The following is a 20,691-nucleotide window of genomic DNA, read 5'->3' as shown; positions in this document are numbered from 1 at the left end:
GTAAAAAGAAATTATTCCATTGAAAAACAAGGGATATTTTACAGATTAAAAAATAAAAAGCCTTTTTATACAATATGTTGAAAAGCATTTTGTATCAAAAATAAGCGCGTAAAATTATGTGATCTACTTTACCCTTTTGATGCAAGGTGTTAAATTGATCACGTTTCCGACAATCCATTTGAAAATTATTTTAAATCTATCTCTATCTGTTGGGTGCTGGGAAATTCTCAGGTTTGTATTACTTTCATTCAATCAGGCGTAACCTTTGTATCTCTATATTGAAACCTTAAAACAAAGACTGGATGCAATAAACCAATTACGGTTAGAACGTGCAACAGCTTCTATGAGTGAAACCTTCTCGAAGGTTTATAGCTTGCTGCCTGTCTTGTTTCATTATCATCATCCCATGATGCCTGGTTTTATTGAAGGTAATGTCCCTCATGGTGTCTGCTTTTTCTCTCCTGATGCAGAGCAAAAAAAATGGTTGGCACCTTTTGAACGTTTTTTACCCGCGATTGAAACTGAAGCGAACGGTGAATTACCGATTACAGGCATTTATTCGATGGGTAGCACTTCATCTGTTGGGCAAAGCCAGTGTTCAGATATCGACGTTTGGGTTTGTCATCCGTCTTGGTTGGACCACGAAGAAAAACGTTTTTTGCAAAAAAAATGCACCTTAATTGAACAGTGGGCAGCATCTTTAGGGATTGATGTCACTGTGTTTTTAATCGATGAAAATCGTTTTCGCCATCATGCCAGTGGGCATATTGGTGGGGAAAACTGTGGTTCAACGCAACACATCCTATTGTTAGATGAATTTTATCGAACCGCTGTACGTATGGCGGGTAAACGTTTGCTGTGGACCATGGTGCCGGTTGAAGAAGAGCAGCATTACGATGAATATGTTATGGGGTTATATGCACAAGGAGTGCTAACACCGAACGAATGGCTTGATTTAGGCGGGTTAAGTGAGCTTTCTGCCGCGGAATATTTCGGTGCAAGCCTATGGCAGTTGTATAAAAGTGTTGATTCCCCTTATAAAGCGGTATTGAAGAGTATTTTGCTGGAATCCTATTCATGGGATTACCCTAACGGTAAATTATTAGCCATGGAGTTTAAGCGTCATTTACATGCAGGCGAAATTGTGTGTTATGGCTTGGACTCATACTGCTTAATGTTAGAGCGTGTGACACGTTACCTGACTGAAATTAATGATTTAACCCGTCTTGACCTTATCCGCCGTTGTTTCTACCTGAAAGTATGCGAAAAACTATCTGAAGAAGAGGGGAATACTTGCGCAGGTTGGCGCCGTGATGTGTTGTCTCAATTGGTTGAATCATGGGGGTGGGGATCAGAGCGTTTGTCGATACTCGATACACGCAATCAATGGAAAATTGAGCGTGTCCGTGAAGCACATAACGAGTTACTTGATACGATGATGCAAAGCTATCGTAACCTCATTCGCTTTGCCCGTAGAAATAATTTAAGTGTTAGTGCAAGCCCACAAGATATTGGAGTATTAACCCGTAAATTATATGCGGCTTTCGAAGCTCTCCCGGGGAAGGTGACGTTAGTTAATCCACAAATCTCACCTGATTTGAGCGAAGCGCATTTAACCTTTATTTATGTGCCAGAGGGGCGAGCTAACCGTAGCGGCTGGTATTTGTATAACCAAGCGCCAAATATTGATGCCATTATTGGCCATCAACCTCTTGAATATAACCGCTATTTAAATAAATTAGTGGCATGGGCTTATTTTAATGGTTTGCTGACTGAAACCACCCAGGTTTACATGCATAATGGGAAATCCCAGTGTGATGAACGAAAATTGCTTGAACTGATGCACGATGTTTCAAGCCATTTCCCTATCAGGTTACCAGCCCCAACGCCAAAAGCGCTTTATAGTCCATGTGAAATTCGCCATCTTGCAATCATTGTTAACTTAGAAAAAGATCCAACACAGGTATATTCTGAGCAAGTCGTCCATGTTGATTTTAGAAAACTGGATATTTTCAGTTTTGGGGAATCACAACAGTGCCTGATTGGTAGCATTGACTTGTTGTATCGTAATTCGTGGAATGAGGTAAGAACGCTACATTTCAGCGGAGAACAGTGCATGTTAGAAGCACTTAAAACCATTTTAGGGAAAATGCATCAAGATGCATCGCCTCCTGAAGCGGTTGAGGTGTTTTGTTATAGTGAGCACTTACGTGGGTTGATCCGTACTCGTGTACAACAGTTGGTATCTGAGTGTGTTGAATTGCGTTTGTCAAGCAACCGAAATGACCCTGGGCGTTTTAAAGCATTGCGTATCGCGGGGCAGACGTGGGGGTTATTCTTTGAGCGTCTGAACGTATCGGTACAAAAACTTGAGAATGCGGTTGAGTTCTACGGGGCTATCTCCCATAACAAACTACATGGCTGGCCCGTTAAACTTCAGGCGAAGAGTGATAACCATTTACCTGCAGTTGTTGATGGCTATGCGAGTGAAGGGATTGTACAGTTTTTCTTTGAAAATACGGCAGATAATACCGGTTTTAATATTTATGTTTTAGATGAGGCGAATCGGGTTGAAATTTATTCTCACTGTGAGGGGTCGAAAGAAGATCTTGTTCGTGACGTGAGTAAATTCTATTCTTCTTCCCATGACCGGTTTACCTATGGCGCAAACTTTATCAATTTCAATTTACCGCAATTTTACCAAATCATTAATCAAGATGGTAAAAATCAAGTTGTTGCATTTTCCGGGGCAACATGGCCATTCACAGCGGAAGAAGATGATGACGTTGGGTATGAAGTGCATTCGAACCAATCACCGCACCCACAAGCGCACTATTATTGATATTAATGGCAGGCAGTATAGCGTGCTGCCCACCTTCGAAACTTGTAATGCTTAAAATGAAAAGGGCTCTTGGCTTTGAAAGGCAATTGCCTCGGCTAATTTAGCTTTAAATTCATGCCCAGAGCGGTCACAAACCCAATTACCTTGTTGATAATCATAATGGTACCCACCCTGTTTAGTCGCTAGCCATATTTGGTGGAATGCTTCTTGCTTGTTGATAATAATTTTACTGCCATCTTCAAAGCTAAGAGTCATCACACCCCCATTGATTTCACAATCAATATCGGCATCACCCTCATAATTATCTAAATGCTCTTCGATGGTGCTCAGTAGCGTTTCTGCTAGCTGATGAAATTCGCTGTCATTCACGATTAATTTCCTGTTTGCTCACAATGGGTTAATTGAAATTATTATTGTTAGCTGAAATTATAGGAGGGAATCTGCATCAGGGTCAATCTAAGCATGCCCACTAAAAACTTCAGACTAAATTTAGCCTAAAGTATATAATATCCGCATGCTAGATAAACAGGCGTGATTTGCAAGGCCACTCCTGTTATTGTGTAAATTATCAGATGTCAAAAGTGAGCAATACGGGCGAAAAAGAATGAAAAAAAGTTTAATTGGGCTTAGTGCACTAGTTGTTTTATTTACCCTTTCTGGCTGTGGCTTAAAAGGCCCGTTGTATTTTCCGCCGGAAGAAACTGCAGCACCGGCTAAGGCATCTGATGTGCAACCTACCGCACAAGACAGCACTGCCAAAGAGCCTGCTCAAACAACAAATAATCAGTAAGCCACCTCTATGGAGCGTGAAATGCAATTTTCTAAAATGCATGGCTTAGGCAATGACTTCATGGTTGTCGATGGCGTTACACAAAATGTATATTTTTCGCCTGAATTGATTTGTCGGTTAGCGGATAGACACACAGGAGTTGGGTTCGATCAACTACTATTGGTTGAAGCACCTTATGACCCTGACCTTGACTTCCATTATCGTATTTTTAATGCAGATGGTAGTGAAGTTGCACAATGTGGCAATGGTGCGCGTTGTTTTGCTCGTTTTGTCAGGCTTAAAGGTTTAACGAATAAGCAAAAAATCAAAGTCAGTACTCAGTCCGGCCGTATGACATTAACCATAAATGAGAATGATGATGTCTGCGTTAATATGGGCGTGCCTGATTTTGAACCACAGAGAGTACCATTTCGCGCAGTTAAAGAAGAAAAAACCTATATTATTCGAGCACAAGAACGTACAGTTCTGTGTGGGGTGGTCTCAATGGGTAACCCGCATTGTGTCATTCAAGTTGAAAGTATTCATACGGCAGAAGTCGAAGTTTTAGGTCCCGCTTTAGAAAATCATGAGCGCTTTCCAGAACGTGCCAATATTGGCTTTATGGAAATTATCAGTGCTGACCACATCCGCTTGCGCGTTTATGAACGTGGGGCTGGGGAAACTCAAGCTTGTGGTAGCGGGGCATGCGCCGCTGTCGCGGTTGGAATTAGTCAAGGATTACTGGCGAAGCGGGTCAAAGTTGATTTACCAGGGGGCTCATTAGATATTTCCTGGGAAGGCCCTGGGGCGCCACTTTATATGACAGGCCCTGCAACGCATGTTTATGACGGAGTCATTCAACTATAATTTTGAATAGCTGAAGAGGGAAAAATGGATAAAACCAAAAAAGCACAGGAATTGGCTCATCAAATTGATGAGGTCGATGTCGTGCGCTACTTAACGGAAAACCCCTATTTTTTTCTTCGTAATGCGCAACTGTTGGAACAGCTAAAAGTACCCCATGTTGTGCGGAAAGCTATCTCATTACCTGAGTTAGTGATGAGTCGTCAACGGTTGAAAATCAAAGAGCTCGAACAAGATATTCGTTTTATGGTTGAGCAAGCTCACGAAAATGTGGAGCTTTTTGATGAATTGTTAGTGTTGGTGATTGAAATGTCATCAGCAGAAAGTTTACAGCAAATGCTGCTAGCGCTAAATCGTTGGGCAAAAAAACTGGGTTTATCCGGTGCTCAAGTGCGTTTGTTTAGTGACAGCTGGCATTTATCCGCTCCTTTGGATGCGCATCAATTAGTTATTTCGCGTCGTGTATTTGAACCCGTGAGAATTCAACGATTTGGCGATAAACGTAACTACCTCGGTCGGTTGAATGGCCCTGAAATTCAATTACTTTTACCTGATGCATTAAATGTCGGTTCAGTCGCTATTTCACTGTTTGGTCAGCATGGTGAATCCGGTATGGTCATCTTTACTAGTCGGGATCGTGAACATTATCAACATGGTATGGGAACGGTCATGTTGGAGAAAGTCGCTCAGATTCTACCGAGGTTATTATGCCAATGGATAGAACGCCTATAAAAAATCAGCCTGAAGGGCTGATGACCCAAATTGAGGCCTTTCTGTATTATCTGCGTGTTGAACGTCGGCTAAGCCCTGTCACGATAACTAATTATCGTCGCCAATTGAGTGTTATTGTGGAAATGTTAGTCTCACTAAATATCCACGAATGGCAAAAAGTTGATGCAACGATTGTGCGCAACGTTGCCGCTAAAAGTCGTAAATCGGGCTTACAAGCCGCAAGTATGGCGTTGCGGTTATCATCACTGCGCAGTTTTTTTGATTGGATGGTGCACCAAGGGGAATTACCCGCAAATCCCGCAAAAGCCGTTCATGCCCCTAAATCCAAAAAGCGTCTTCCTAAAAATATGGATGTGGATGAAGTCTCCCAACTTTTGAATATGGAGAGTGGTGACCCGCTCGTCGTACGTGACCGAACGATGCTTGAAGTGATGTACGGCGCAGGGTTACGTTTATCTGAGCTAGTTGGGCTAGATGTTCGCCATCTTGATTTAAATACGGGTGAAGTGTGGGTTATGGGGAAAGGGAGTAAAGAACGCAGGGTGCCAATGGGAAAAACTGCCGTGAGTTGGCTACAGCGTTGGCTTGAGATGCGAGAGCTCTATGAGCCAGAAGATGACGCTGTTTTTATTTCAACCCAAAGTGGTAAACGTATTTCGAATCGGAACGTACAGAAACGTTTTGAGCAATGGGGTATAAAGCAAGGGGTTAATAGCCACATTAACCCGCATAAATTACGCCACTCTTTTGCGACACATATCCTTGAATCAAGTGGGAATTTACGTGGAGTGCAAGAACTTCTTGGGCATGCAAATTTATCGACAACACAAATCTATACGCACCTTGATTTTCAGCACTTAGCAAATGTTTATGATGTGGCTCATCCAAGAGCAAAGAGGGAGAAACCTTAATGCATTTTTACCGTCCGTTATCACCCATTCTGGCGATCACGTTTGATTTGGATGACACGCTTTACGATAACCATCCAGTTATTGATAAAACGGAAGAAGAAGTTTTACGTTTTGTCCGTGAATATGACCCGCGTTTTAATCATTTTAGTAATGAAGATCTTTATGCTTTTCGTCGTCTTGTCGAAGAGCAAGAACCTGATATCTATCATGATATTTCACGCTGGCGTTGGCTTTCTTCCAAAATGATGTTTTGCCATTATGGCTACTCAAAAGAAGCCGCACAAAAAGGGGCAGATGACATCATGGCGCATTTCACTTATTGGCGAAATAGAATTGATGTCCCAAAGTCTACTCATGAAACACTGTGCCAACTGGCAGAAAAAATTCCGCTGGTGGCGATCACTAATGGAAATGCAGAACCGGAAGCGTGCGGGTTAGGTCAATATTTCCAATTTGTCTTGAAAGCAGGGCCTGACGGGCGCTCTAAGCCATTTTGCGATATGTATCGTTTAGCCGCGAAGCGGCTTGAGATTGAGCCACAATTTATTCTTCATGTTGGTGACAACTTGCTAACGGATGTTGAAGGTGCAATTAACAGTGGCATGCAAGCTTGCTGGATCAACACAAACCAAAAAACACTGATGGAAGAGAAAGAGGTGCGTTTATTACCGCATGTGGAAATTTCGCGGTTGGATTCTCTCTTATCATTGGTATAATCATTTACTGTATAAAAAAACAGTGGCATTCGCCATTGTCAACAACCTCACAGTGGTGTTAGCCACTGTTTTGCTTTGATGGTAACTATGGACGTCTCTTATCTGCTTGAAGGTCTTAACGACAAACAGCGCGAAGCGGTTGCCGCACCGCGTACCAATTTACTTGTCCTTGCGGGGGCTGGTAGTGGTAAAACTCGGGTGCTAGTGCATCGAATCGCATGGCTGATGTCTGTGGAAAATGCTTCTCCATTTTCAATTATGGCAGTGACATTCACGAACAAAGCAGCGGCAGAAATGCGCCATAGAATCAATCAATTGATTGGTACTAGTGAAGGCGGTATGTGGATAGGAACATTCCACGGCTTAGCGCATCGTTTATTGCGCCAACATTATATGGACGCTAATTTACCACAAGACTTCCAAATTCTAGATAGTGATGACCAATACCGTTTAATTCGTCGTTTACTTAAGGCGATGAATTTAGATGAAAAACAATGGCCACCTCGTCAGGGGATGTGGTACATCAACGGCAAAAAAGATGAAGGTCTGCGGCCTCAGCACATTGAAGCCTATGGTAACCCAGTTGAAGCCACATGGTTAAAGGTATACCAAGCTTACCAAGAAGCTTGTGATAGAGCCGGGCTGGTGGATTTTGCGGAATTATTGTTACGCGCCCATGAACTGTGGCTGAATAAACCCCATGTCTTGCAGCATTATCGTGAGCGCTTTACCAATATTCTTGTCGATGAATTTCAAGATACCAACAATATCCAGTACGCATGGATCCGTGTACTCGCTGGGGATACAGGCAAAGTCATGATTGTTGGTGATGACGACCAGTCAATCTATGGCTGGCGTGGTGCGCAAGTCGAAAATATCCAGCGCTTTCTCAATGATTTTCCTGGCGCAGAAACTATCCGTCTAGAGCAAAACTACCGTTCAACGAATAATATCTTAAAAGCGGCGAACGCATTGATCGCGAATAACAGTGACCGCTTAGGGAAAAATCTATGGACGGAAGGCGGAGATGGCGAGCCAATATCCCTCTACTGTGCGTTTAATGAGTTAGATGAGGCGCGTTATGTGGTTGGCCGCATCAAACAATGGCATGAAAATGGTGGAGCCTTACAAGATTGTGCCATGTTGTACCGTAGTAATGCCCAGTCTCGTGTATTGGAAGAGGCGCTCATTCAAGGTGCAATGCCATATCGTATTTATGGTGGGCAACGTTTCTTTGAGCGCCAAGAGATTAAAGATGCACTTTCTTATTTAAGATTAATAGCAAATCGTAATGATGATGCCTCCTTTGAACGAGTGGTAAATACACCAACCCGTGGCATCGGAGATAGAACATTAGATACTGTTCGCCAAACTGCACGGGATCAACAGCTAACACTATGGGAAAGTTGTGAGTACTTACTTCGCGAGCAGGTGTTGGGAGGTCGTGCAGCGGCCGCAATTGAGCGTTTCTTAGAATTAATCGATGCGTTAGCCAAAGAAACTCAAGATATGCCATTACATGTTCAGGCAGATAGAGTGATCAATGACTCAGGCTTGCGTGCGATGTATGAGCAAGAAAAAGGTGAAAAGGCACAGGCTCGTATTGAAAACTTGGAAGAGTTAGTCAATGCAACCCGTGATTTCAGCTATCAAGACGAAGACCAAGACTTAATGCCATTGCAGGCTTTTCTTTCTCATGCGGCATTGGAAGCAGGAGATGGGCAGGCGGATGTCAGCCAAGATGCTGTTCAATTAATGACTTTGCATTCAGCTAAAGGCCTAGAGTTTCCAGTTGTATTCATTGTGGGCATGGAAGAAGGCATGTTCCCAAGTCAAATGTCGATGGATGAAAGTGGTCGTCTTGAAGAAGAGCGTCGTCTTGCTTATGTCGGTATTACCCGTGCAATGGAAAAACTCACGATTACTTATGCAGAAAGCCGTCGTTTATATGGCAAAGAGGTTTATCACAGGCCTTCTCGTTTTATTGGTGAGTTACCGACAGAGTGTGTTGAGGAGGTTCGCTTGAGAGCGCAGGTTTCAAGACCCGTTAGCCATCAGCGCCTTGGTACACCGATTAGCCAAAATGATTCGGGTTATGCTCTAGGTCAGCGTGTCATGCACCCTAAATTTGGTGAAGGCACGATTATTAACCTTGAAGGTAGTGGGGAACACTGCCGCTTGCAAATTGCCTTTCAAGGTCAAGGGATTAAGTGGCTGGTAGCGTCTTATGCGCGGTTAGAGAGCCTATAAAATTCATGCCATCAATAATAAATATCACTGATAGTTATTTCGGTGATATTTATCATAATCTATGTAATAAATAATTAGCTCACTAATTATTTATTATTATTTTAATAATAAAGTTAGGCCAGTGTCTGTTGTATTATATAAATACTAAATTAGTTATTTATTACCTGCTCATGTATCATTTTTTTGCGGTACATATCAGTTTTATAGTATTAATACACTAAGGGATATAAAAATATGGGTGCTAATTTTGATATTAAAAATAATGAAAAGCATAAAGAAATTGAGTCATTACTTCTATCAATAGAAAATCGAATAAAAAAAATAAAAAGCGTAGAGGACTCATTAAGACAAGAAATTGCAGAGTTGAAAGAAAGAAAGTATACAGATGATGGAGTATCGTCAGAACCATTAGTAAGAGAAATGAAAGGTAAATTAAAAGAGATTTTAATTAGTAAGGTAAAATACCAAAGAACACTCAAACTAGTGAATAAAACAATTAAAATTAGAACGGATAATATTATTGGTGGTTCAGAACTAAATCCTGAAGCTGATTCTACGATGAATGAAAGAATAAGTATGGTTAATTTAACTTCAATAGTGTCACATAAAACAAAAAATAAACTATCTGATTCAGCAAAGGGTAACATTATTAGTTTCAATAATCAGAGTATTAAAATACAAAAAGCGTTAACTAGAGTTATGGAACTAACAAATCAAATAAATAGCGAATATAAAGAAGCTAGATTGAAGCCATTAGTCCAAGCTAGTAATCAGCAAGCCATTAGCGAGCAAATGGCTTCTTTTTCTATGCCTGATAAAATGAGTGCTGTAATAGAATTATCAATAAAAATGAAGAGTATTACTCACCATAACTATGGTGGCTTAGATAGAACAGGGCAGTACTTATAGAGGCATTTAAGCTAATCAATCGTTTTGTTTATTGAATTCAAGGTATTCAACAAAGAGTTGAATGCCTTTTTTAATTTTAATGTAAGGTTGGATGACAAGTGTGAGTATTGTGATTTTTACTTACTTTATGATAATTAACATTATATTTTTAGTGATTGGTATTGATTGATTGTTTTCATTATCAGGATTCAAGTTTTTAATTTTATTTTTACATCTTTTTGCCGTATAAAGTTTTACCGAGTAACCTTCCTAACATTCATCATGTCAATTAATAAACTTATTGATTCGCTTTCCTCACAAGGCTGGTATGTGTGGGACGATTTTCTGACCTTGTCAGATATCCAAAGGATAAAACAATGCATACCCAATACATTACAAGATGCGCGTATTGGGCATCGAGATTCATTACAAGGTAATAAAGCGATTCGCGGCGACCAAACGGTTTGGTTGGAGCCCGAAATGGGGAGTTCTATAGTTCATTATCTCAATAAAATGGAGCAGGTCAGGCAAGAACTTAACTGTCAGCTTTATCTTGGTCTACGTGATTTTGAAACACATTTTTGCCGTTATCCAAATGGTGGTTTTTATAAGAAACACGTGGATAACCCAAGAGGTGTCGGTCGACGAAAAATTACGACAGTTCTATATATGAATGAACAATGGCACCCTAGCGATGGTGGTGAATTGGTTGTCTATGACCAAGAAGATAATCAATTGTTTAAGTTAGAACCCATTGCAGGTCGTATGATCTTTTTCATGTCAGAAGAATTTCCTCATGAAGTGCTCCCGACAGAACAAACTCGCGAAAGTATCGCGGGGTGGTTTTTAACTGAAAAAATACTTTAACCCGTTCAGGCTATTACCACCTCTTATAGAGGTGGCTGATAGAAGTATTCTCATTATTTATACACATAACAAATTTTATAATAGTTATTTTAATATATTTATTTGATTTTCTGTTTTTCTTGATGTTAACTTTATTTGAACTTTGGTTTTTTTATATTAAATTATATTTTCTGCTGTGTGACTAAATTATATAAAAGGAGTTTATAAATGAACAGCACTGATAAGTTCGGTTATGGTTCTAAACAATTTCAACAAGGTGTTAGTATAACGGAGTATAATCGCCAATTAGAAAAAGCTTTGAAGGAATTAAGCGAAAAAAATATTGGTGATACCGTGATGATTAATTCTAATAATGATATGTCATCATTAATACAAAGTGTAAATTATTTCCCAGTACCAAAAGACCATTGCTCGGTTATTGAGATGGGTTGCTACTCCTCTAAATTGAATAATTCGATTCTTTATGATTTTAAATAATCTACTTTAGAAATCGAATCATTGGATATTGTTTAATATTACATTAAATTATGTGCCACCTCTAATTCGAAGTGGCACTAATTTTACATTAATCGTTTAAATTCATTTCCTACAAAAGTCATAGTCGCATTTCCTCGCTCAATTTGATAGTGAGATTGATGGCGCTGTTTATCTAATGCATTTGATTGTTTCGATTGATACTCATCAAGCTTCCATTGTATTAATTGTTTTGCGAGTTTTTTATTTGCATGTTGGCTACGTTCAGATTGAACTTTAACTGTAATTCCCGTAGCAGCATGCTTAGCTCTAACCGCTGAGGACGTTTTATTAACATGCTGCCCTCCAGCCCCTTGCGCTTTGGTGAACTCAAATTCAATTCCACTCTCTTCAATTGGTTTAATGGGAGAGAAACGGGTGACACTCAAAAACCAATTTTTACGTTTATGTCGCGGCCTAATAGGGCTTTGGCATTGCCATTGGACTGTACCGCACCAAGACTGGGCCAATATTTCTGCATCTTCACCTTCTAGGCAAACTAAGGCAGATTTTAGCCCTTTTTTAGAGGGAAATGACTCCAGTACGTCATAAGCGATATGATATTTTTTAGCCTCTTGTAGAAAGCGGGCAAGGGCCTTTTCAACAGCAATACAACATTCTTCAGGCCCCTGAGCAGCGGAAAATTGTAGCAATATCATGAGCAATCTCCACTGGTTTTATAGGTGATAACCGGCTTAAGTCGTGCAATAACTTGGATGATGCCAATATTCACCATGCTTTCAATTACAGTATCAATGGATTTATAAGATTGTGGGGCTTCTTCGTAAATCAATTGTTTGTTTGCACAGATAACACGACTGCCTAATGCCGTTCTTGATAATTGAATCGGTGTATATTTATGAGATAAGCGCCCTTTACACTCAGTTCGCATCCACTTGCGGCCAGCTCCGTGAGCAAGAGAATTCAGACAAACTTCACTTGGCTGTGGGGATACCAGATAGCTGTAATCACCTCGAGAACCAGGGATAATAACTAGCCCGCGATCTGATGGCGTGGCGCCTTTTCGATGTATCCACCCATCAATGCCATTGATTTTACAAGATTCAACTAGGTTATGATTAAGGTCGAGAACGCATTTACCTTTTGACTTTACTTGTTGCAGCATACGTAAACCGATCATTTGGCGATTTAGTTGGGCAAAATCTAAGGCATTTTGATGCGCTTCTAAGTAATTTTTAGCATCTTGAGAGCTATCTATAAGCCCATCATGACTATGATTTTCTACATGTTGACGAAGGATTGATTGGCCTAAACCACGAGAGCCACTGTGAACTAATAACAGTAATTGTTGTTTATTCAAACCACTCATACCGAATAATTCTGGGTTTAATATTTCGTCAACGGCTTGAAACTCAGCAAAATGATTCCCGCCACCAATAGAACTTAATGATGGCATAAAGTCATGTGATTGCATGTTATCTGGGACATGTTCTTCAAGCCAAGATAGAGGCGCATGATCTGACATTTCAAAAAGTTGTTTTTCGAGTTTATCGAGGTTAACTTTCGATTTTTTAATATCCGTTTGAAACAGCGCCATTCCACAACCGATGTCATTACCAACCAGCGCAGGGTAAAAACGCTTGGTAGAGAAAAATGCAGCACCAATTGGATAGCCGCGGCCTGGATGAAGGTCAGGCATGCCGACAACGGATACCATATCAGGTAAGTTTGCGGTTGTTTGTAATTGTTGGATTGCTTTGCTTTCAATCCATGTTGATTCTGTGGCGATGTAGCTAACTTGCTGATCCACAGTATGTAAGGTATTGCCCATAAGCTATTAACTCATTTTTTAATTGAAAAATAAGGTGATTAGCAGGCAAATTTAAGAAAATAGATTAACTAACGAGAGTGACTATTTCTGAGTGTGCCCGCAAAGAGTTTGATTAATTGTTGTCATGGTAAACCTCCTTGCAGTTAGTAGATGAATATAAAACGCTGCGGATACTAACGGTAACTTTTTTCTTTTGCAAGCGCTATTTTTAGCATTACGGATTTTTAGTCATTTTCTGAGATAAAAATATAAGTAAATAATTTAAACCTATTAATGATTATTTACCTAATAATTATTTAAATAAACTATTAGATAATTAAATTTATATTTTTATTTATTTATATGGAATTAAACGTGAGTGAGATATAAAACTTTGTTATTATTTTGGCGGGTGCTTGAGCCTTTCTGGTTTAAGCATATTAAGTTGGAAGAAATGTTTGGATTAGAAAGGAAAAAGCCCCGTTAGTTATTATTAACCAACGAGGCCCGATCTAAACCTGAACAGTTGAGATTGTGCCTCTTAACCATTAAGAGGTCAAGGGAAATGAGCAAGTTCGCAGTGGTGGCGTTTGTTTTTGCGTGTATTACCGTGTTTGGTATTTCAGTATTAATGCGAGATAGGCTTTGTCTAATCGTGATTAGTCATGGAAATACAGTTGTTCAAACAACGTTTTCTTACGAAGAGTAATGTTGCTTTACGAGGGAAGTTATTCCCTCGTAATTTCCCGATTTAATTGTGCGTATTCAGGTTTGGAATTAAATGCCCAATTAAAAACACCCCAAGATATTATTTAATCTTTGGGGTGTTTATTTAATTAGCTATCTAAATAATTAAATTATTAAGCAATATGTACAGTTTTTCCGCCAATAATAGTACGTAATACTTTTACATTCTCAATATCATCTGCAGGGATCTCAAAGACATTGCGATCTAGCACAATCATATCTGCAAATTTTCCTGCTTCTAATGAACCAAGTACATCTTCACGGTGCTGTGCATAAGCTGAGTCTATCGTCGCAGAGCGTAAAACCTCAATGACCGTTAAGTCTCGGTCATTATCAAGTCTTGGCGCTTTTTGCCCATTTATGTCACGACCTCGGCGTGTTGCAGCCACTTTTAAATCATACCACTCGTCGAAATCATCAATTGGCCAGTCACTACCAAATGCAACAACCGCGCCAGCGTCGACAAATTTAGCGATTGGTTCAAGTTGCTCAAAACGTTCATCACCGAGCATTTTTTTCTCAAAAGCGGCGAGTTCTGGCGTTGGGGCGGCCCACTGGAAAGATAAGCAAGCGATGGTTTTTAAGCGCGCAAAGCGGGCATAGTCATCAGCATGGACTAATTCATTATGAGCAAGCCCTGGGCGAATATCTTTTTCTGGGTGAGCAGCACGCATTTTTTCAATCGCATCTAAAACGATAGAAACGGCACCTTCACCAACGGTATGCAAGTGTGGGTCATAGCCCGCTGCGGCAATTTTTTCCATTAATTCATCTAGAATTTCAGCCGTGAAATAGAGATCACCGTAGTTATCGGTTTCTACCCAATTCGGAGCGTCATCCGTGCCTTGATTGATACGGTATGGCTGCAATAACGATGCTGTCATTGTTGGAAATTGCATCACACCATCAACAAACATTTTAATATTATTTAAGCCAATGCCAGGGGCTGGCGTCCAATCGGCTTGGTGCCATTTTTTGGCAAATGCAACGGCTTTATCAACAGCTGCCGCTACTGAGGCAACATCCGGTGTTTCATCAGGGGTGATTTCACGGGCAGCTTGGAAACGGATCGTAAGGTCGCCACGTTGTTGTAATTGAGAAAAGGCTTCAAGCTGTTGTTCTGAAACGCGTGCATCCATCACCATTGTCACACCTTGCTGATTAAGTACTTTCTGTACTAATTCAGCAACTTCAATAGCTTGGTCGTCACGAATTGAAGGAATGCTATCGGCAGCACGCATAGCGGGAGCATCTTCTAAAATACCGTTTAATTCACCATTCTCGTATTTACCAATCTTACCATCAGTTGGTTCAGGCGTATCTTTGGTGATACCGAATAATTCGAGGGCTCGGCTATTTGCTAGCAATGTATGGCAGTCATTTGAAAACAAGACGACAGGGCGTTTCGTATTGAGTTTGTCCATATCTTCACGGTACATATCAACACCTGCAGGGATCATACCTTGGCGCAGCCATGCAGTGACTTTGAGCCAATCATTTTCCCCGGTACGCGGGTCTTTATCGAGGTGATCTTGTACGCGTGCTAAAATTTGGTCGATAGTTAACGATTCATAATTTAAATGGCAACCGAAGAGTTGAATACCGCCCCAAAAAGGGTGCATATGACCATCAATGATGCCAGGCATCATCATTTTGCCTTCGAGATCGATACTCTCTGTCTCAGGACCAACATATTGATGAAGTTCATCAGAGGTGCCTGTGGCAAGAATATAGCCATCACGAACAGCAACCGCATCGACAACGCGATTTTTATCATCTGCGGTATATATATAACCGTTAAAGTAAATAAAGTCAGCTAATTGATTATTCATTGTAAACCGTCTGTATCAGTGGTGCTTTGGTGGCACCAACGCTAAAAAAACAACGGGGAAGGCAAGTGCTCCCCCGTAATCATTTATAAGACTTGAAATGCTTAGTTAATAATCATTTCAGTTTCATCGTCAGAGATTGCAGGTGGACGACGAGTAAAACCATGGGTCAGAAGTGCTAAGTAAATTGCACCTGCAGCTAACCACCATAAACCCACTTTAAAGGCTTCGCTATCAAGACTTGTCCATAACCATAATGTTAGGATAACACCAATAGAAGGCATAATCAGGCAAGTGATAATTTTTGTATTATCCAGTGGTGCTTTACGGTCAATATAAAAATGTTTAATGACCGATAAATTCACAAAAGTGAACGCAATTAAGGCACCAAAACTGATCATTGAAGCGACCATGCTGAGCGAAAGCACTAATGAAAGCAGTGATGCTAGCGCAACAAAAATAATCGAGTAAATCGGTGTATTGAGCCTTGGATGTAGATAAGCAAACAGCGAACGAGGTAATACACCTTCACGACCCATCGCATAGAAAATGCGTACAATACTGGCTTGTGAGGTCATTGCTGAGGCAAATACACCAATAACATAAGCGGTGATAAAGCTAGATGCCATCATCGCTCCACCAACTTGTTTCATTACCGCAAGGCTAGCAATATCGGTATTAGGAATAAAATCTTGCCACATCGGATAAACCAGATGCGCACCATAGGAAATGATGACAAACAGCGTACCTGCGATAAACACGGTGTATAAAATCGCTTTTGGTAGCGCACTACGTGCATCTTTGGTTTCTTCTGCCATGGTGGAGATCGCATCAAAGCCAAGGAAGGCTAAGCAAAGTACCGCTGCGCCTGCAAATAACCCTGATACTTGTTCTGACATGACCGTAATCGGCGCCAATAAAGCGTCCGTATCCAATACAAATGAAGTTTTAAAACTCAAGTATAGGAACACGGCAATAAATACAAATTGCATTAAAATGATTAGCATATTCATTGAGGAAACTAATTTAATTCCCAAAATATTCATGATGCTAACAATTGTAATTGTGCTGCAAATAATGACGTACATTGGGATATCGGGGAACGCTTCGTGAACAAAGATCCCAATCGCAATGTAGTTAATAATAGGTAGAAAGAGGTAATCGAGCAGTTGTGCCCAACCCACTAAAAACCCGAGTGTGCCGCCAAAGGTTTTTTGCACGTATGAATAAGCAGATCCTGAAAGCGGAAGTGCGCTTGTCATGCGGCAATAGCTCATGGCAGTGAAAAAGACGGCAGCTAATGTAATTAAATAAGCGACAGGCAGATGGCCTTCACTTAATACAGTTACTTGCCCATAGGTGGTGAAAATTCCGAGTGGCACCATATAAGCCAGCCCGAAAAAAACTAACGCAGGTGTGGTCAGTACGCGTTTCATTTGAACGGTATTCTGTTGCATTTTTAAGCCCTTCCCAAAAGCCCTTAAACAACGTTAACTCTGTCTGAATGCACAGGCCGAGTGAACCTAAAATGCAGCCGTACTCGTCATACTTCGAATCACAACGTCGTTGGCTTTGCTCGCTCGCACTAGTCACATACTTTTGTATGCTCCTAGCGACTCCCTTGCTTGCCGCCTAGTTGTATTTTCGAATTATTTAGAGTCGTACTCGTCATACTTCGAATCACAACGTCGTTGGCTTTGCTCGCTCGCACTAGTCACATACTTTTGTATGCTCCTAGCTACTCTTTTGCTTGCCGCCTAGTTGTATTTTCGAATTATTTAGAGTCTTAACGCTACATGATTGTATTAAATTAAATTTTAGAACCGGCTGTATTCAATTTCAGAAAACCTCGCACCAGGACATTTTTAAAATGAAATGTCATCGTGCGCACTTTAATGAAACGTCAGTGATGAATCGGACCATCACCATCCGCTGGGGTGAATACAAGCGGCGTACAATATAATTACCAAGTCCCTATTAAGCAATCATTAATTGAAAAAAATAAACAACTACTTTTATTTCAAAGAGTTGTTTGATGGATATGTTTATTAATTGAAGTGGATTTAAGATAAATTAAATAATAGCCATTATGGATAGAAAATCAAGGTGAATTTTTTTCGTTTAACTTATTGATTTTATATGGTTAAATTTATTTTTCTCAATGGGTATTATAGATAAGAACAACGAGATTTGATTTAAGCTTAATTTATTATGAGGCAGGCAAAGAATTGGCTATAAAATTAAATAGCCTATTTGCATTAATTAAACTTACTATTCAAGTTCCATATAATGAAACACCGACTTCGTTTAAAATATAAAACGAGAGTCGGCATTTAATATTAACGCTATTTATCGGTCATCTGAGTTTCTGAAAACCGTTATCCGTTATTTTCTTCTCAGTTTTTGCTGGGTATATAAAGCATCTAATGTAAATAAAATTAATGCAACCCAGATAAAGCCAAAGGTGACTAACAATTCAGGTGTCATCACTTCACCGTACATAAACACGGCGAGTAAGAACATAATACTTGGCCCCATATATTGGAAAAAGCCTAGAGTTGACAGCCTTAAGTGGTTAGCTGCCTCTGTAAATAGTAACAGTGGCACAGTTGTAATTACACCTGCGGCAACCAGCAGTGCATTTAAATGCCAATCATTCATTGCCATATCGCTAGTTGGACTATCTGCAAAAAATAATAAGAAGATAATACCGACAGGAAGTAGCCAAAGTGTTTCGAATGTCATCCCTGTTTGTGCATCGACACCTAATTTTTTACGTAATAAACCGTAGGTAGCAAATGTAACGGCCAAACTTAGACCAATCACAGGCACTGAGCCGAATTGCCAAAGCTGGATCAATACACCCGTTAGTGCAAGACCAACAGCAATCCACTGCATACGGCGAAAACGTTCTTGTAAAAATAGCATTCCAAACAGTACGTTAACTAGTGGGTTAATAAAGTAACCTAAGCTAGCTTGTAGCATATAACCATTATTAACTGCCCAAATATAAATTAACCAGTTACATGCAATTGTCGTTGCCGTCACCCCAAGAACTAATATTTTCTTTGGTTGCTTCAGTACTTGGCGGACATAACTCCAATGGCGTGAAACGGTTAATAATAAAATCATAAAGAAAAATGACCAAATAATACGATGAGTCAGGATTTCTTCTGCGGGCACTTCTTGGATACTTTTAAAATAAATAGGTGCGACACCCCAAATAAAATAGGCGCCTAAGGCACATAACACGCCTTTGGTAGTATTTTGCTGGCTCATTGTTGGCTCTGAAATTGAATTAAAGACTAAAAAGATACTTATACAGAGAGACCGAGCCGATTTAAGCAGCTCGATTTTTGATACCACTAATGTGACATTGCTCAGGTTTTTTTACAAGTTATTAGTTTAGTAGGTGACTAATTATTTGTATCTATTTTATCCCACCAGGTAAGTTGCCGTTGCTGTCGCAATATGCTGATTGTTTTCATTATGAAGTTCGCAGCGTGTAACGGCTATTTTATTACCATCTCTTAATAAGCTGGCACTGGCGGTAAAAAGTTGGCCTCGACCAGGGCGTAAATAATCAACTCGTAGGTCGATTGTTCCCATGCGAGACATTTTGTCGACAATCTCAGTATGAGTTAATGGATTAATGCGCTGCAAAATACGGTTAATACACACCATGCCTCCTGCAACATCTAAAACCGAAGCGATCACACCGCCATGTAAAATGTTCTGAGTGAAATTACCAATTAATTGCTGACGATTTTCAACGGTAAGCTGAACAAAATCATCATTTAGACTCATTAACTTAATCCCAAGTAATTGGTTAAATGGCATTTTATAAATAAATGCATGGCTCATTAACTCACTGGCTTCTTCTAAAGTATAAGTACGGTCATTCATCGTTTTCATCCTTTAAAAATATGTAAATAATAAGTTAACATTACGTGTAAATTATGTCTCTAACAAACGAATGAATAATCTTTCAACAGTTATTCAGTTTTGTGTGTAAAATAGGACAAACTTTTTTTGGACGATGTTGAAATAGGAATGACTAATGCGCGCTTTACCGATTTTGTTAAGTGCAGTGCTCAGCTTTTGGTCTGCTTCACTGTTTGCGACTGAAAATACAAGTATTCAGCCTGAACAAGATGTCAAAAATACCCTACCAATACGTGGAAGCATCATTTCAGGATTACTACAACACCATGATAATCCATTTGTATTGTATCCGTATGAATCGAATTACATCATTTATACCTATACCTCCTCGATGAATAAAAAAGCGATTTCTAGCTATAATTGGGGCGATGATGCGTTAAAGGATGAAGTTAAATTTCAACTAAGTTTAGCTTTTCCATTATGGGCCGGTATTGCTGGTGATGATTCCATTTTAGCCGTTTCTTATACTCAACGTTCTTGGTGGCAGTTAAGCAATAAAAAAGAATCTTCACCATTTAGAGAAACCAACTATGAGCCTCAGGTGTTTGTTGGCTGGCTAACTGATTACCAATTTGCGGGTTGGACGTTACGTGAGATTGAAACGGGCTTTAACCACGAGTCAAATGGGCGCTCAGAACCGACCTCTCGCAGCTGGAACCGTGTATATGCGAGGGCAATGGCGCAAAATGGTAATTGGCAAGTTGACCTTAAACCTTGGTACCGCATTCATGAAAGTGAAGGGCGTGATGATAATTCTGATATTACCAAATACATGGGCTACTATCGCTTAAAGGTAGGATATGCATTGGGAGATAGCGTATTTACTACGACTGGACGCTATAACTGGAATACCGGTTACGGTGGTGCAGAGTTGGGGTGGAGTTATCCAATTAGTAAACATGTGCGTTTTTATACCCAGTTGTTTAGCGGATATGGTGAGTCGATGATAGACTACAATTATCGCCAAACCCGTTTTGGTATCGGTGTTATGCTAAACGATATGTTGTAATGGAAGAAAAACTCAGTGCTCTATTCAGTTCTGAGTGA

General features: G+C 40.1%; 18 protein-coding genes and 1 pseudogene. 12 read left to right on the top strand and 7 right to left on the bottom strand.

The genetic code is table 11. The features are described 5' to 3' along the window. Nucleotides 1-265: 265 nt before the first annotated feature. Entirely contained in the window at nucleotides 266-2,842 is a 2,577-nt protein-coding gene (locus tag FVA69_RS20030; protein ID WP_004907332.1) for a class I adenylate cyclase, read from the top strand. Nucleotides 2,843-2,893: 51 nt separating this feature from the next. Here FVA69_RS20030 and cyaY read toward each other — a convergent pair whose 3' ends face one another. After that, complete coding sequence (cyaY, locus tag FVA69_RS20025) at nucleotides 2,894-3,211, bottom strand: iron donor protein CyaY (protein WP_004907335.1); 318 nt, start codon at nucleotides 3,209-3,211, stop codon at nucleotides 2,894-2,896. 235 nt (nucleotides 3,212-3,446) lie between these two features. On the opposite strand from cyaY, the gene lptM reads away from it, so the two are divergent. The 9 genes from lptM (at nucleotide 3,447) to FVA69_RS19980 (ending at nucleotide 11,316) form a co-directional block, all read left to right on the top strand. Beyond that, on the top strand, nucleotides 3,447-3,632 hold the full coding sequence (gene lptM / locus FVA69_RS20020) for an LPS translocon maturation chaperone LptM (RefSeq protein ID WP_004906065.1): 186 nt from the start codon (nucleotides 3,447-3,449) through the stop codon (nucleotides 3,630-3,632). Nucleotides 3,633-3,653: 21 nt separating this feature from the next. Continuing rightward, nucleotides 3,654-4,478, top strand: a complete 825-nt coding sequence (gene dapF, locus FVA69_RS20015; protein WP_004907339.1) for a diaminopimelate epimerase — start codon at nucleotides 3,654-3,656, stop codon at nucleotides 4,476-4,478. A gap of 24 nt (nucleotides 4,479-4,502) precedes the next feature. Beyond that, complete coding sequence (locus tag FVA69_RS20010) at nucleotides 4,503-5,207, top strand: DUF484 family protein (RefSeq protein WP_164529251.1); 705 nt, start codon at nucleotides 4,503-4,505, stop codon at nucleotides 5,205-5,207. Further along, nucleotides 5,189-6,118 (top strand): tyrosine recombinase XerC, encoded by a 930-nt coding sequence (gene xerC, locus FVA69_RS20005; RefSeq protein WP_042851726.1) that lies wholly within the window; start codon nucleotides 5,189-5,191, stop codon nucleotides 6,116-6,118. The genes FVA69_RS20010 and xerC overlap by 19 nt, the downstream gene beginning before the upstream one ends. Then, nucleotides 6,118-6,834 (top strand): 5-amino-6-(5-phospho-D-ribitylamino)uracil phosphatase YigB, encoded by a 717-nt coding sequence (yigB, locus tag FVA69_RS20000; protein WP_004907349.1) that lies wholly within the window; start codon nucleotides 6,118-6,120, stop codon nucleotides 6,832-6,834. Before xerC ends, yigB begins: the two co-directional genes overlap by 1 nt. 87 nt (nucleotides 6,835-6,921) lie before the next feature. Further along, entirely contained in the window at nucleotides 6,922-9,084 is a 2,163-nt protein-coding gene (gene uvrD / locus FVA69_RS19995; RefSeq protein ID WP_164529250.1) for a DNA helicase II, read from the top strand. Between the two features lie 234 nt (nucleotides 9,085-9,318). After that, on the top strand, nucleotides 9,319-9,993 hold the full coding sequence (locus FVA69_RS19990; RefSeq protein ID WP_164529249.1) for a hypothetical protein: 675 nt from the start codon (nucleotides 9,319-9,321) through the stop codon (nucleotides 9,991-9,993). A gap of 261 nt (nucleotides 9,994-10,254) precedes the next feature. Continuing rightward, entirely contained in the window at nucleotides 10,255-10,839 is a 585-nt protein-coding gene (locus tag FVA69_RS19985; RefSeq protein ID WP_123382189.1) for a 2OG-Fe(II) oxygenase, read from the top strand. Between the two features lie 207 nt (nucleotides 10,840-11,046). After that, nucleotides 11,047-11,316 carry a hypothetical protein gene (locus FVA69_RS19980; RefSeq protein ID WP_123382190.1) on the top strand — a complete coding sequence of 90 codons (270 nt, stop codon included), beginning with the start codon at nucleotides 11,047-11,049 and terminating at the stop codon, nucleotides 11,314-11,316. A gap of 83 nt (nucleotides 11,317-11,399) precedes the next feature. Here FVA69_RS19980 and prfH read toward each other — a convergent pair whose 3' ends face one another. Together prfH and FVA69_RS19970 are read right to left on the bottom strand one after the other, a co-directional pair. After that, the gene (gene prfH / locus FVA69_RS19975; protein WP_164529248.1) at nucleotides 11,400-12,011 is read right to left on the bottom strand and encodes a peptide chain release factor H; all 612 of its coding nucleotides are present in this window, start codon (nucleotides 12,009-12,011) and stop codon (nucleotides 11,400-11,402) included. Further along, a complete protein-coding gene (locus tag FVA69_RS19970; RefSeq protein ID WP_110731579.1) occupies nucleotides 12,008-13,144 on the bottom strand; it encodes an RNA ligase RtcB family protein in 1,137 nt (378 codons plus the stop codon). Before FVA69_RS19970 ends, prfH begins: the two co-directional genes overlap by 4 nt. A gap of 544 nt (nucleotides 13,145-13,688) precedes the next feature. On the opposite strand from FVA69_RS19970, the gene FVA69_RS19965 reads away from it, so the two are divergent. Further along, nucleotides 13,689-13,832, top strand: coding sequence for a Hok/Gef family protein (locus FVA69_RS19965; RefSeq protein ID WP_109912151.1), 144 nt, complete (start codon nucleotides 13,689-13,691; stop codon nucleotides 13,830-13,832). Nucleotides 13,833-13,983: 151 nt separating this feature from the next. Here FVA69_RS19965 and FVA69_RS19960 read toward each other — a convergent pair whose 3' ends face one another. The 4 genes from FVA69_RS19960 to FVA69_RS19945 form a co-directional block, all read right to left on the bottom strand. Next, on the bottom strand, nucleotides 13,984-15,702 hold the full coding sequence (locus FVA69_RS19960; RefSeq protein WP_164529247.1) for an amidohydrolase: 1,719 nt from the start codon (nucleotides 15,700-15,702) through the stop codon (nucleotides 13,984-13,986). A 101-nt stretch (nucleotides 15,703-15,803) separates the two neighbouring features. Next, on the bottom strand, nucleotides 15,804-17,156 hold the full coding sequence (locus FVA69_RS19955) for an APC family permease (protein ID WP_004907367.1): 1,353 nt from the start codon (nucleotides 17,154-17,156) through the stop codon (nucleotides 15,804-15,806). A gap of 928 nt (nucleotides 17,157-18,084) precedes the next feature. Next, nucleotides 18,085-18,978 carry an EamA family transporter RarD gene (gene rarD / locus FVA69_RS19950; RefSeq protein WP_004907370.1) on the bottom strand — a complete coding sequence of 298 codons (894 nt, stop codon included), beginning with the start codon at nucleotides 18,976-18,978 and terminating at the stop codon, nucleotides 18,085-18,087. Between the two features lie 156 nt (nucleotides 18,979-19,134). Continuing rightward, nucleotides 19,135-19,605 (bottom strand): thioesterase family protein, encoded by a 471-nt coding sequence (locus FVA69_RS19945; RefSeq protein ID WP_004907373.1) that lies wholly within the window; start codon nucleotides 19,603-19,605, stop codon nucleotides 19,135-19,137. A 268-nt stretch (nucleotides 19,606-19,873) separates the two neighbouring features. Here FVA69_RS19945 and pldA point away from each other — a divergent pair. Further along, a pseudogene (pldA, locus tag FVA69_RS19940) lies at nucleotides 19,874-20,653 on the top strand (phospholipase A); the annotation flags it as partial. Nucleotides 20,654-20,691: the final 38 nt, after the last annotated feature.

This window comes from Providencia sp. PROV004, from assembly GCF_011045615.1.
In the GTDB taxonomy this organism is placed as follows: Bacteria; Pseudomonadota; Gammaproteobacteria; order Enterobacterales; family Enterobacteriaceae; genus Providencia; species Providencia rettgeri.
This window is presented reverse-complemented; position numbering and strand designations above follow the sequence as displayed.

Bases quoted from the DNA above. Each gene is read 5' to 3' on its own strand.
- xerC (WP_042851726.1), top strand. From the start codon at position 5,189: ATGGATAGAACGCCTATAAAAAATCAGCCTGAAGGGCTGATGACCCAA.
- FVA69_RS19980 (WP_123382190.1), top strand. From the start codon at position 11,047: ATGAACAGCACTGATAAGTTCGGTTATGGTTCTAAACAATTTCAACAA.
- prfH (WP_164529248.1), bottom strand. From the start codon at position 12,011: ATGATATTGCTACAATTTTCCGCTGCTCAGGGGCCTGAAGAATGTTGT.
- uvrD (WP_164529250.1), top strand. From the start codon at position 6,922: ATGGACGTCTCTTATCTGCTTGAAGGTCTTAACGACAAACAGCGCGAA.
- FVA69_RS19965 (WP_109912151.1), top strand. From the start codon at position 13,689: ATGAGCAAGTTCGCAGTGGTGGCGTTTGTTTTTGCGTGTATTACCGTG.
- lptM (WP_004906065.1), top strand. From the start codon at position 3,447: ATGAAAAAAAGTTTAATTGGGCTTAGTGCACTAGTTGTTTTATTTACC.
- FVA69_RS19985 (WP_123382189.1), top strand. From the start codon at position 10,255: ATGTCAATTAATAAACTTATTGATTCGCTTTCCTCACAAGGCTGGTAT.
- FVA69_RS19960 (WP_164529247.1), bottom strand. From the start codon at position 15,702: ATGAATAATCAATTAGCTGACTTTATTTACTTTAACGGTTATATATAT.
- FVA69_RS20010 (WP_164529251.1), top strand. From the start codon at position 4,503: ATGGATAAAACCAAAAAAGCACAGGAATTGGCTCATCAAATTGATGAG.
- FVA69_RS19990 (WP_164529249.1), top strand. From the start codon at position 9,319: ATGGGTGCTAATTTTGATATTAAAAATAATGAAAAGCATAAAGAAATT.
- FVA69_RS19970 (WP_110731579.1), bottom strand. From the start codon at position 13,144: ATGGGCAATACCTTACATACTGTGGATCAGCAAGTTAGCTACATCGCC.
- FVA69_RS19955 (WP_004907367.1), bottom strand. From the start codon at position 17,156: ATGCAACAGAATACCGTTCAAATGAAACGCGTACTGACCACACCTGCG.
- FVA69_RS19945 (WP_004907373.1), bottom strand. From the start codon at position 19,605: ATGAATGACCGTACTTATACTTTAGAAGAAGCCAGTGAGTTAATGAGC.
- dapF (WP_004907339.1), top strand. From the start codon at position 3,654: ATGCAATTTTCTAAAATGCATGGCTTAGGCAATGACTTCATGGTTGTC.
- yigB (WP_004907349.1), top strand. From the start codon at position 6,118: ATGCATTTTTACCGTCCGTTATCACCCATTCTGGCGATCACGTTTGAT.
- rarD (WP_004907370.1), bottom strand. From the start codon at position 18,978: ATGAGCCAGCAAAATACTACCAAAGGCGTGTTATGTGCCTTAGGCGCC.